This window comes from Herbiconiux sp. VKM Ac-2851, from assembly GCF_013205105.1.
GTDB classification, from domain to species: Bacteria; Actinomycetota; Actinomycetes; order Actinomycetales; family Microbacteriaceae; genus Herbiconiux; species Herbiconiux flava.
The window spans coordinates 124314-137705 of record NZ_JABMLJ010000001.1 but is presented as its reverse complement, the minus strand read 5'-3'; the positions used below and the strand labels follow the sequence as shown (position 1 = coordinate 137705).

At 61.3% G+C, this 13392-nt stretch carries 6 protein-coding genes; all 6 read left to right on the top strand.

Annotated elements, in window-relative coordinates:
• Positions 1-37: 37 nt before the first annotated feature.
• The 6 genes from HQQ85_RS00660 to drmB all read left to right on the top strand — a co-directional run bounded on the left by HQQ85_RS00660 (position 38) and on the right by drmB (position 13383).
• Entirely contained in the window at positions 38-211 is a 174-nt protein-coding gene (locus HQQ85_RS00660; protein ID WP_173180593.1) for an IS3 family transposase, read from the top strand.
• A gap of 215 nt (positions 212-426) precedes the next feature.
• A complete protein-coding gene (locus tag HQQ85_RS00655) occupies positions 427-1692 on the top strand; it encodes a helix-turn-helix domain-containing protein (protein ID WP_173180592.1) in 1266 nt (421 codons plus the stop codon).
• 484 nt (positions 1693-2176) lie between these two features.
• Positions 2177-6892, top strand: a complete 4716-nt coding sequence (locus HQQ85_RS00650) for a sacsin N-terminal ATP-binding-like domain-containing protein (protein WP_173180591.1) — start codon at positions 2177-2179, stop codon at positions 6890-6892.
• Positions 6889-8406 (top strand): nuclease-related domain-containing DEAD/DEAH box helicase, encoded by a 1518-nt coding sequence (locus tag HQQ85_RS00645; protein ID WP_173180590.1) that lies wholly within the window; start codon positions 6889-6891, stop codon positions 8404-8406. Before HQQ85_RS00650 ends, HQQ85_RS00645 begins: the two co-directional genes overlap by 4 nt.
• Positions 8403-11591 carry a helicase-related protein gene (locus HQQ85_RS00640; RefSeq protein WP_173180589.1) on the top strand — a complete coding sequence of 1063 codons (3189 nt, stop codon included), beginning with the start codon at positions 8403-8405 and terminating at the stop codon, positions 11589-11591. Before HQQ85_RS00645 ends, HQQ85_RS00640 begins: the two co-directional genes overlap by 4 nt.
• A complete protein-coding gene (gene drmB, locus HQQ85_RS00635; protein WP_173180588.1) occupies positions 11572-13383 on the top strand; it encodes a DUF1998 domain-containing protein in 1812 nt (603 codons plus the stop codon). Before HQQ85_RS00640 ends, drmB begins: the two co-directional genes overlap by 20 nt.
• The last annotated feature ends 9 nt before the right edge of the window (positions 13384-13392 follow it).

Genomic DNA, 13392 nt, shown 5'->3' with positions numbered 1-13392 from the left:
CGACCGCCACCTGAGCCCCACTATGGGAGGAGTCCAGGTGAAGGAATCGATCCTAAGCCCTTCGGACGCCTGCCGAATACGCGTCCAGAAACGCCGTTTCACAGGCGAGATTATTGCGGCGCGTCGGACGGTCGAGCAAGTCGAACTCGCGACCATTGAATACGTGTGGTGGTGGAACAACCAACGTCTTCACGGCTGTCAGCGCCGGTGAGGAAGTAGGCCAGTAGCCCCGGCGCTGACAAGCAGTCGTGAGTGTTCTCACACGATGTGGCCAATCCGCGCCTCGACGGGGGCATCGACGAAGTCGTCAGGCGCCTGGCTCGCCATGGCGTCGGCCGCGTCTTGCCCCGTCCAACGTGCTAATGGCGGTGCGGGTGTTGACGCTGCAGGAATTTCTCGGCTGAGTCCAATCCCTATGATGAGGCCATGCTGCACACGCCTCTGCATCGTCTTCTTGGCGAATTTCCTGGTCCTCTCACCGACCACATGATCGACGCCGCCGTTGCCAACGGCCTCCAGGAAAGCGATTTGCTCGACTGGAAGGGGTCTCTCCCCCCGCAGAAGGAGTTCCGCGAATCTGACATCGTAAAGGACATCGCCGCCTTCGCTAACGCGAGCGGTGGCATCATCGTCTTCGGGGTCAACGAGACGAACAAGGTCGCATCGGGCCGGGTCGACGCGGGCCAACTAACGGAGAACTACGAGCGCACCATTCATCAGACGTGCATGGCTGCAATAACTCCCCCGGTGTTCGGCGTCCAAGTCATCTCCATCCCAACTACTACCAACATCCGAGCTGTGGCTCTGGTGATCCCAAGTAGTGCAGACGGGCCGCACCTTATCTATCGCAATGATTACTTCGGCGCACCGCTGCGCGTAAACGCGGACACACATTGGATGAAGGAGCGACAGATCGAAAACGCATACCGTTCGCGCTTTGAAGCGGCGCACCGAGGCGAGGAAGGGCTGCAGCGGATCTACGACGACATGGCTGCAGTGTCCGAAGCAGGCAAGTATGCCGTGATGGTGGGTGTGGCCCGTCCACGCGCGCTGGACCCCAAGCTTCAAGCTGAAGGGGACGTGACTTCGGTCGCCACTCGAGCATCGTTGGTTGCGCAGTGGTGGCTGTCGGGTCCCACAGCGAAATACAACCCGCTCGAGGACCTGGACATCTATCGTCCACGTCCCACCTTGGCGGGCAACTACTTGCCCCCAGCCAATCCCGACGGGCATCGCGAAGCCCACGCGGCGGTCTTCGATGACGGCTCAGTCGGGTTGACCTGGCGTGCGGGCGGCCACGAACACCGCATGAGCGGCAAACGTTACGAACCCCATCAAATACCCACCGTTGCGGTCGAAGGCTTCTCCGCCGCGCTCGCCGCGTTAGTGCACGCCGCGGCTGATGGTCACGCCTCTGATTACGAGATCGTGATCGGTGTGGAACTCCTCGGCCCGGCCTCTCGCGTACCCGAGTTCCACGAAAGGGATGCCGCACCTCCTTACGGCGTGCATCGAACCTTCGCTGGCAGATTCCGCCCTGTGCGCACCACGGTGGCCCCATATCTCAACGACACTGACTTCATCGTGGCGCCCATCGATCTTGCGACTGCATGTCTCAATCAGGTGGGGATAAAGAAGCCGAGGGTACTAAGCCCAATGCTGCCACAAAGACCTCGCGAATGGTCGTGGTGAGCGTGCTGCGCAAGGGGCCGGTGAGATGGTCGCCCGCTGGTCTCCCAACTTCGGGCGTCATCGGCTGGCGTCACCGCGCAGATATTGCGCCTTCACAAGTCCAAAGGGTCATGCGAGTGCAAGCGCGGTTACGAGCGGATGTGTCGGGCAACACTGTGCGAACCGCTGTTAGCGATCCGAGCCGTCCGCGAAACTGACCGACTCGAACGTTTCGGCGGTTATCGCTCATACGGGTCGGAGATCGATGCAGGAAAGCGACGTCATCCGTGGAACTGAAGGCTCACAGAGATTCTGGCCTAAATTCCCGTCACCCAAAATGGGGTGGTGCCGCGGCTACGTAGATGCTGAATGAATTCAGCAAATGTGAGATCGTGGGACGGGGGGACACTTGTAGACGAGCACCTGACCCCCTCGCACCATTCGAGCCGAAGTCAATGACGTCTGCAATGGTCGGTTCGCAGATGCTCGACGAAAGGCATCCGCGATGACGACCGACCGCCAGGCTTGGGAGGCCGATCCTCGACTCGCTCGCGAGGTAGAGGATCAGTTCACCCGAACGATCGAGGCGTACCGAATCCATCCGAATCTCGTTTCGGAGCACGCTAACCACGAAGAGTCGATCCAGACAGGCGGATACGCGAGTCGGACACTGCTCGAATTGGTTCAGAACGCAGCCGACGCTCTCGCCGGTGCTGAAGACACAGGCTCAGACAGCGCCGGCCGCGTAGAGATCGTCCTGGACACGGAAAATAGCGTGCTCTACTGCGCGAACGCGGGAAGGCCTTTTTCTCTTAGCGGCCTGACGGCGGTAACAATGGCGTACCTCAGCGAGAAGCGCGGCGACGAAATCGGTCGGTTCGGCCTCGGGTTCAAATCGGTGCTCGCGGTATCGCAGACGCCGCAAGTGTTCAGCCGCTCGATTTCGTTCGAGTTCAATTCGCCGAGGGCTCGAACGGAGTTGGCCAACATTGCGACCGCCCGTCGGTACCCGGTTCTCCGCACCGCCACGCTTCTGGATGCAACAGCCGAATTGGAACGCGATCCAATCCTGGCGGAACTTGGATCGTGGGCCTCCACAATCGTTAGGCTTCCCGGCGCGACGAACCTAGAACGGCTGCAAACTGAAATACAGGAATTCACGTCGGAGTTTCTCCTATTTGTAGGCGCGGTCAGGGAGGTCCGCCTGCGAGTGCTCGGCGATGACCTGTTTGAGACGAGCCATGTCTCCCGAGACCTAGGCAATAAGAGCTACAGGATCGAACGACCGGACGGCACCGGCGACGAGTGGATAGTGGACAGTGCGATGCACAGACCATCGTCAGAGGCACGTCACGAAGTCGGCGAGGCGGTATCCCGCGACGCGGTAAAGGTCACAGTTGCCGTTCCTAGTCAACGCAGCCGCGTGGCATTCGGGCAGTTCTGGTCATATTTCCCGCTCCAGGACAAGACTTCCGTGGCGGCCCTGCTCAACGCGCCGTGGAGTGTGAACGACGACCGCACAAACCTGCTCGAGAATCGATACAACCAGGAAATCATCAGAACCCTCGCGGAGCTCTTTGTTCCGCTGCTTCCCAGAATGCGATCCGCTGACGAACCAGCCGCGCACCTGGATTACCTCCCAGCACGAGAGCGTGATCAGGAGAGTCGCGGCTTCGCGGGTGACGCTCTGCGGGCGCACGTGAATAGCTTGGCGGGCGCGGGCCGCTACATTCCCGATCCGGCGGGAACTCTACGCAACGGATCAGAACTTCGCCCCCTGGATCCAGCAGTCCGTTTCGACCCCCCCGTCCACCTCGGTTGGACGGTCTCACCGAACACCGGCGAAGACGTTCCCCATTGGCACTGCTACAGGACATCGCAAAGGGCGCTTCGACTCCGTGAGCTTCTCTTAGTTGCTCAGGAACCAGACTTGGACCCCAGCTCTCGCGACGTCCGCGCCGCGATGGAGCGAATGCCTAAGAGGGGACTTCTGACGTGGCTTCGAGAGTGGGCGGAGGGCGATGATCCAGTCTCCTCCGCAAACGCGTTCAGGACGGTCCTCAGAAATCTCTCTCTCGAGGACATCTCGACGGCGAAGGTCATCCCGACGTCCGACGGCATGAAATCACTCACTGACAGCAACGTCGTTTTCCTCCGTCGGGAGGAGGGATTGGACGTCGATGGCGCCGTGTTTGTTGATCCGGCATTCCTCCTGGAGGACCAGGTCGAGCAGTTACTTGTAAGCCGCGGCTTCCGCAACTTAGACCCGGAAGCGATTCTCAACGCACGGCTGGCAATGTTGTCGTCGGATCCGAGCGGTCAAGACCTCGAGAAGCTGTGGGACGCCGCAATCTCGGTGAGCTTGGCCAAAGCTGTGATGGCCATGACGACCTCGAAAGCGTCGGTCAAAGTGCCCACGCGTGACGGGGGGTGGGCGTGGCCCCAACAAGTGATTGACGTTGACGTAGTTTTGCCCGAGCGGTTCGCGTCCCGGCTACTCGACCGACGACGGTGCATGCCCGAGGTAGCGCACGGGCTCGGCGTTGCTGAAAGTCCGGTTGAAGACTTCTCGCTCGAGGACGAGGCGGAGTACGAATCATATGTTGCTGCGACTGTCGAGGCGCTCAATACGAGACGCGGGCCAGGCGAACGCCCCGTTGAGCGCGTGGATGTCAGCCCTGGCCATGGACCGGGCCCCTTCTCCGCATTGTTGATGCTGCGAGATGCCGAGGCACCAGTGCAATTGCGTGCGGCGTGGACAATGGCGCTGCTGACACTGCCGGAGCGAGATTGGACCTTCGAAGATCTCGATACTGGGCGCTCGCATGGAGCGATGTCACCCTCCCGATGGGCTGTCCAGCAGGCAGGTATTCTTCCGTCGTCGCGAGGATTCAGAGCACCCGACGACATTGTCGCGCCTTCATTAGTGCGGTTTGGCGCTCTCCTTCCACTCTTCAAGGGCTCGCACCAGGTCCAGGCCGCCTTAGATCTTCCAGACGATCTCGCCGCAGTTCCTCCGCACGTTCTCCGCGAGATGTTGGAGGCTGACGTTTTCCCAACTGTCGACGACGCAGTTCTTTCCGAATTCATCCTCACCGCCACAAGAGTCGGGTATGCAGGCGCGAAGCCGTCGACTATTCCTGCGCGAGTCACACGAGTCGTCGAAGCACATTCGCCCACGACCGTGTTCCTTGCATCCACCGATGACGAAGTGGAGATTCTTCGAAGTAGGCAGCGCCCGTATCTGAGGGTTGATGCGGAAAAGGTCGAGGAGTTTGTCGAGACAGTGGGCTGTCGACGATTCACCGATAGCTTCTCGTTCGCCATGGTTGTCGAGGGCCAGCAGGATTCCCAGCGAATCCTTGATGCATTTACCGGTCTTCGCTCCGGATACGGCGCGGCACTCGGATCGGCCAAGTTTGCTCGGGCTCTGCTTATCGCAAAACGTGTGGTGACCGAAGACGGAACTGAGGACCAGCCCAGGGATTGGCACCTAGACGGACAGGACCTCATCGTAAGAAGCGATGTCGACGACCGGCGGATTCTTGAGTTCATCAACGATGCCTTTGATCTTCGCCTGAACAATGCACATCTCACCGCCGTGTTGAAGGCTGGACTAAACCATCAGCTTGAGCTGATGCGCCAGCAGGCCCAAGCTATCAAGAGCGATGCAGATCGTCTCGACTTATACATCGGCCCAGACGACCTCATGGAAGCGCTACCGACCGGACTTTGGAGCGCCCTTGAAGCTCAGGGCTTGGTCAACTCCCGAACATCGGTAGCGGAACTTTTCTTGACCGTGTTTGGCTCCGATGCACTACTCATTCTCGCGGACAGATTCCGAGCCCTCGGGTTCTCAGACGTTCCGGAAGCGTGGGCCGGCACCAGACCCGCTGTGACTTGGGTCCGGAAAATGGGGTTCAGCGCAGACTATGCGGGGCAGCGAAACGAGAACCGACCGTCCGAATTCGTAGTCCCGGGCGCGGTCGTGCTGAACCGTCTGCACACGTACCAGAAGCGGATCAGTGAGGACCTCCGCACTGTACTGACCCAACCCTCAGATAACGGGCCCGGTCAAAAGGCGATGGTTGAGCTGCCGACCGGCGCGGGCAAGACGCGAGTCGCCACCGAGACCGTCCTCAAACTGTTCGTTGACGAAGTTCTTTCAGGGACGATCCTTTGGATCGCGCAGTCTGAGGAACTTTGTGAGCAAGCCGTGCAGACCTTTCAGACGGTTTGGCGATACCTCGCCGATGAACGATCCCTCACGATCGGTCGGCTATGGGGATCGAACACGGTTCAACGACCGGACACTGAACTGTCCGTGATCGTCGCAACCGACGCGCAGCTGGAGAAGCTCATCGGACGCGTCGACTACGAGTGGCTCAGCACGCCGGCAGCGGTATTCGTTGACGAGGCTCATCGCGCCGGTTCAGCGAGATACACCGCAATCCTTCGGTGGTTGGGCGTCGACGGGCGCAGCTGGGATAGGCCGCTTGTCGGGCTCTCGGCTACGCCGTTCAAGGGACGAGCTGGCGACCACAGCGGGACCAAGGAACTGAAAGCTAGGTTCGGCAAGCGGCTGGCCATTCCGGACCCAGAGCCATACAAAGAGCTTGTGAAGCTAGGTGTTCTCGCAAGCGTCAAGCATGAAGTCCTGCCGAGCGGCATCGAAGTCGAGCTCAACGACTCCGAGCGTGTCGCTCTCAGCTCCAGCCGGCTGATTGACCGCAACGTCTACGAGCGCATCGGACGCAGCGAAGAGCGCATGCGGATTCTTATCGAACACATCGTTCAGACTCTCGAGGCACATCCGGACTGGCCAATCTTGGTCTTCACCCCGAGCGTGCTGTCTGCGCAGGTGCTGTCGGCTTCGCTGCGCTACCGAGGACTTGCTGCTGAGTCGGTCAGTGGGCAAACCAGTCGGCAACAGCGCCGAAAGGTCATCACGCAGTTTCAAGCGGGTGAGATCCAGGTCCTCGCTAACTGCGACCTCCTCGTGCAGGGGTTCGACGCTCCAGGGGTGAGGGCGCTCTATATCGCACGTCCGACATTCAGCCCGGGCGCATACATCCAAATGGCCGGCCGCGGTCTGCGTGGAACGGAGAACGGCGGCAAGGAGGAGTGCCTCATCGTCGATATTGCCGACAACTGGGGCGCAATGAACGACTTTCTTGGCTACCACGACTATGAGAACCTCTGGACGGAGCAGCGCGGATGATCCTTGTTCCATGCCTCGCAGACATCGAAACGACGTCACGAAGCGAAGCTGAGCGGCGAGTTGCCCGACTCCTCCGGGATGTCGTTGAAGACGACGACGCAGTCGCCTTTTACTCGGTTGGGCTCCGCTCCCACGCGTACAAGCAGCAGGCGGAAGCCGATTTTGTGATCCTCTGGCGGGGAACCGTTGTTGTCGTCGAGGTCAAGGGGGGCGGCGTGCGCAAGCACGACGGACTCTGGTACAGCATCGACCGTCGCAGAGACTGGCACAGGCTCGGAACGTCTCCGATGGAGCAGGCGCGCTCGGCGGCATACGCACTGCGTAAAATACTGAAAGAGCAGGGCATCGGGTGGTACGCGCATGAGGCTGTTGTCCTGACGCCTGATACAGAGGCACCACCGGACTCGGTCGATTGGAAGCCCACGCACTGGCTGGCGCGAGACGCAATGTCAGCTGGCGATCTGACAAGCGCGCTGAATGCCATGGTTGTTGGTGCGCAAAAGGCACCGCATGGTACGAAGGTCGCCCGGCTGGCCGATCTGCGTACACGTCTTTTTGGCGAGTTCACTCGAATGCCCGTGGTTGATGCGCAGCGCGGCGCGGTAATTGAAGAGCAAAACCGCGCCACCGACGGCCAGGCCCGTGTGCTCGCGTCACTCGCGCGCAACAAGCGTGTGCTCGTTTACGGAGGGGCTGGTACGGGGAAATCGCTTGTGCTGGTAGAGGCCGCAAAACAGGAGGCGGAGCGCGGGCGGTCCGTGCTCGTCACTTTTCGTTCTCCGTCTCTTGCGCAGTACTTCGCGCCGCACCTCCATGACCGCGCAGTTGACGTGATTCCGTTCGCCGACCTCGAGCATGCCGGGGAGTATGACGTCGTGTTGGTCGACGAAGCACAGGACATGATGACCGCCGAGGCGATGGACCGGCTGGACGCCACCATCATCGGGGGCCGAGCGACTGGGCGGTGGCGAATGTTCCTCGACCCGAACAACCAGGCTCACGTCGAGGGCGACTATGACCCCGATGTTGCGGAGTTGATTGCTGAAGAGGCAATCACGGTCGACCTGTCGCTGAACGTGCGCAACACGCGTGCGATTGTCCACGTCGTGCAGGAGTATCTTGGCGCAGACGTGGGCGACCCAGGAATCGTCAACGGCGAGCGAGTTGAGTGGCACACCACAGACCAGGAAGTTTCGGTCGACGATGGTGTGAGGATCGCTGAAGCCCTTGTTGCGGACGGCGCACGGCGCTCCGACATCTGGGTGATCGACCCGCGATCTGTTGCGGCGCCCGTCGCTGTCGGCGGCGTTACTGTCACGAGCCCGCGCTTCTCAAAAGGTTTGGAAGCGGAGCACGTCGTCGTGTGCGGACTACCCGCGAATCTCGATGAATCGGGGACGGCCGCCTTCTACGTCGCTGTAACCCGCGCCCGTGTTTCCCTGCACGTGGTGCTCTCCAAGGGGGACACGCGCCGCCTGCAGCACTTGTTACGCCAAGGAGCGATGAATCGATGACGCTAACCCGTGCGCAAGGGCTCGTGCTCGCACACCTCAAGTCGGCCTACGTCGGACCGGACAGCGGAGATGCCGAGGTCATCTGCAACCCGCCGAACAGGCAATATGCCGTCGGGATGCTGTTCCCACGCGATCCCGGTTCCGCGGAAGACCACGGTGCTGATGAGCACGAGAGCGACGTGGCCGATCGGATGATCGCGTTTGATGGCGAGGTCGAGGAGAACGGAGCCACGGTCCCGATCGCCGAGGACTGGCGGCCGTCATCGGCGGCGATCTCGTTTGTGACCGACTGCAAGATTGTCGAATGCCAGATTACAGGCGCGACATACTCGTCCGTCGAAGGCGATGGCCCCCCGAGGTGGCGTCGAACCCCGTTCTCCATCTCGGACCTTTGTCTCACCCGCGACGATCGCGTTCGCGAGCAGGCCGTCGGTCAGGTTCCGATCGAGATCGGCAGCCGCTGGCGGCAGGTTGGGAATGCGTATCTTGTGACCGTCCACCTGCGAGTTCTGGCGATGTCGACCGGTGACGACCGCCTGGACGCCACCAGCATGCTTTACCAGGTCGCTCTTTCGGTTTCCGCTGCCGGTGCCGGAACGATCCTTGAGTACGACATGCGACGCGCTTTCGACCTCGACGACGAATCCGCGGAACTGCGTCTGAGATTCAGGAATCGAAAGGTGTACGCGGTCGGACACGGAATGGCTGCCGACTGGGCCGTCGCGGACGGAGTCTGCCGCCAGGTGCGCCTGGAACCCGTCCCGCACTTCGTCGTTCCTGACGTCGAGACAACGGGGTTCGAGGACGGCACTCCAGAAGCAGATGCCCTGCGTCTTGAGCACATCGCGACGCTCGACAGAAACACCGACCAGGTACTCGCATCGCTGCACGCCTTTCTCGAAAAGTTCGAGCTTTGGGTGATGGAGCAGGAGGAGCGCGTTCCTCTATTCGGACCAGAACGCGAGATTGCCCGTCGGATTGTAGGGCGGTCGAAGAAAGCGCTCGACCGCATGAAGATGTCACTCGGCCTCCTCGGCCACTCGGGCAGCGGTTCCCTTCGGACTGCATTCTCACTCGCTATGGCCGCCATGCGTCTGCAGATGCAACAGGCCGTCTTCAACCGTGACGGAACTCGGCCGGAGCCACGGTGGCGTCCCTTCCAACTGGGCTTTCTCCTCGTCGCCCTTGCCTCGACCGTAGATGACACGCACGAGGAGCGAGCGCTTGTCGATCTAATCTGGTTCCCCACCGGCGGCGGGAAGACGGAAGCATACTTGGGGCTTGCTGCGATCGAGATCTTCCGAAGGCGCCTCTGCGACGGTCCGGCAGGAGGTGGCACTGCGGTTCTGACTCGTTACACGCTTCGGCTGCTCACATCCCAGCAGTTTCAGCGAGCCGCCTCTCTCGTGTGTGCGATGGAGCTGCTCCGTCGTCACGATCGGATCGGCGATTCGCGCGCGGACGGAATGGCCCCGTTCTCGATCGGCCTGTGGGTCGGCAACGAAGTGACTCCAGGGAAACGGGCGGAGGCGAAGACTGCTCTTGAGCGACTCCACCAAGCAGCGCGGCCGGAGGAGGCGAACCAGTTCCAGGTTGAAAGCTGCGCATGGTGCGCCACGCCTCTCCTGCCCCGCACGCGATCGCCTCACCTGAGCGAGTATGGCGTTCGGATGGTTGGTAAGGATCTCCTCATCCACTGCGTGAACCCGTCATGCGAGTTCGCCGACGAACTTCCCGTATGTGTCGTCGACGAGATGCTTTACGATCATCCACCGACAGTCTTGCTTGCAACGGTAGACAAATTCGCACGCCTGCAGTTCCGCCCAGAGGCCGGCAGGCTGCTCGGCCTAGGTTCCGCGTTCCGGCAACCGTCGATGATTATCCAGGATGAGCTGCATCTGTTGGCGGGGCCGTTGGGCACAACCGTCGCGGTGTTCGATGCCGTGGTTCAGATGCTTCTCGCCGCCAACGGCTCGAGGCCAAAGATCGTTGCATCAACTGCGACCATCAGGGCCTCCGATGAGCAGGTGAAGGGTCTGTACGGCAGGCCAGTCGCTCTATACCCGCCATCCGGTCTTGACGACGACACGACGTTCTTCTCCAAGCCGGTTTCCAGCGGCGAGGGTCGACTGTACCTCGGGCTGATGCCACAAGCTCTGTCCCAGATGTCGGCGACCGTGTCTGCATCAGCCCCCTTGATCGAGATTCCAGAGATTCTTCGAGAGCACCCGGAGGCGGATGCGAGTCTCGACGCCTACTGGACAGCGGTGATGTACCACAACAGTCTTCGTGAGCTGGGCCGCACCGGTACTTTGGTTATCGACGACGTCAACGCTCGACTTGAGCCTCGAGCCGAGAGACTCAATCACGCGCTTCGAACGATTCGCGCCGGACGGGTGTTGGAGCTTACGAGCCGACGTGGGCCGGAGGAACTACCCAACGATCTGCGCGAGCTACGTCGGAGCGCCGATGAGTCCGACCAGGCGGTCGACGTCGTACTGTCCTCAAACATGCTCTCGGTCGGCATCGATATTCCACGCCTTGCTTTGATGCTGATGGTCGGCCAGCCCAAAACCACGTCCGAGTACATCCAAGCGACTAGCCGCGTCGGCCGAGGAAAGGTCCGCGGAGTCGTCACCACGCTGTTCCGCTCCAACCGAGCCAGAGACAGATCCCACTTCGAGACGTTCCGTGGGTACCACGAGGCGCTCTACAGAAGCGTCGAGCCGACGAGCGTCACTCCCTGGTCATTGGCGTCGCGCGAACGTTCGCTCGCTGGCGCGCTCGTGACGCTCGTCCGTCACCTCGGCCCCGGGCTAGCCTCCAACGACGCAGCCAAAGATTTCAGCCTTGACAATGTTGCCCAGCGTTTCCCTGTTGAGGCCCTGATCGATCGATTCCTTGCGCAAGTCGAGCGGGCGGACAGCGTCGAGGCGGCAGCTACGCGCGAACGAATCAACGCGCTACTTCGCCAATGGGACCGTCGCGCACGCTCTGCTCGCGAGACTGGCCAGGACCTTCTCTACGACCGCGTCAAGTCAGATGATTCTGCGCTACTGAAGCGGTTTGGACAGTCCGGGGAAGGCTGGCTGGTCGCTGACTCGATGCGGTCGGTTGAACCGAACGTTGCCGTCGAGGTGCGCGAACCATTCGAGGAGGGGAAGAATGCAGCGGATCAAGCATGACCTGCGATTATCAGAAACGGTCTCACCGTTCGGAGTCGGGGCTGTCGTCGACATCCGAGGAGAGTCGCTGATCGCGCCCGACACGTCATGGTGGGACGAGCGCTACGCTCCCGAGATTCACTGCGAGCGACTCGTCGAGCGGCTTGGCCCCAGCGTGCTACGGGAAGCTCCGACCCACTCGGGGCGAACGGGCAAGGAGACCGCCAGCTTGCTGTACTGGCGGTTCCCCACGTGGCGGTTTTGCGAGCGATGCTCCCGACTGTCGCAACGCACAAGCAGGAACCGGGGCAAATGGACTAACAAGTGTGACTGTGGCGGCATGCTCGTCCCAATGCGCTACGTAGCTGTGTGTAACAACGGCAGTCATCTTCAAGACATCCCTTGGTTCATGTGGGCACATCGCGGTCGCGATGCGGGCGTCACCGAAGCTGTTCGCCACTGCCGGGCATACAAGGAACTGGTGTTCGTCCGATCGGCAAAGCACGGCGAGGGCTTGAAGTCCCTTCGAGTGGAGTGCGGTGGCTGCCAACGTTCCCGTTCGATGTCAGACCTGGTCACCAAGGAAGCACTGGCACATGACGGCATTCGCTGTAAGGGCATCCAGCCTTGGCAAGACCCAACTCAGACGGATGCTTGCGACTACCCGCTTGTCGCCGTCCAGCGTGGCGCGACGGGCAACTACATCGCGGACCGCATCTCCGCTCTCGACATCCCCGAGGAGGCTCCCCAGTCGATCGCGCTCGCTGCTGCCGTCCGATCCCACGACGACTTTAGGCGAGTGGTCGATGACAACGGTGGGCCCAAGGCCGCGATGATCGCGGGCTGGATAGCTGACGAGGTCGGCGTCCCGGTCGAGGAAGTCCTACGGCTCGCGGCGACGGGCAATGATCCGCGCGACGACATTCTCGCCGATCTCAAGGATGGCGAGTGGGCGGCGTTTCTCAAAAAGCTCGGATCGCCAGGGCGCGACCACAGCGAAGGTGACTTCGTCGTCGACTCTTGGTTGACGGCCGACGAACCTGGGATCCCTGCGACGCTGAGGGAATGCTTGACCGCCATCGGCCAAGTTCGGCGAGTACGTGAGGTTAGAGCTCTGAAGGGCTTCCGTCGTTACTCAGCAGAGGCCGATCTCATCCCGGCCGATCTGTCACTCAGGGGGAAACGCAAGCAGACACTCCCCGCAATAGAAATGTACGGAGAAGGAATCTTCCTCCAGTTCAGCGACGAATTTCTCTCAGAATGGGAACGGCGCGCCGAGGTCCGCGCGCGAGCTGGCATCCTGATCGACCGCCGATCGACAACGCAGTGGGCAAGTCGACTGGACGTGCCTGAGGCGCGCTTTGTCGCCCTCCACACGATCGCCCACCTGCTAATCCGCCGACTCGCGTATGCGTCTGGGTACTCGTCTGCGTCGCTCCAGGAGCGCATATACGCTCACTCCGACCGTCCGGATCGCACCTCGGGAGTGCTGATCTACACTGCAGCCGGGGACGCGCAGGGCACGCTGGGAGGTCTCGTTCGACTTGGCGACCCCGACAAGCTGGTCCCGCTGCTCCTCGCGGCCATCGACGACGGCGACGTCTGCTCAAACGATCCGGTATGTATTGAGAGCGACAGACAAGGTGCCTCGAGCCTCAACCTGTCCGCGTGCCACGGATGTTCGCTCGTTAGTGAGACATCCTGCGAGACCGCTAACCGGCTGCTCGATCGCCAGCTGGTTCTCGGTGGACGGGACGTTACAGGGTTGCTCGAAGGCGTCCTCGACGAGGTCCGCACGATTGGTGGGGCATAGCGTTACCGC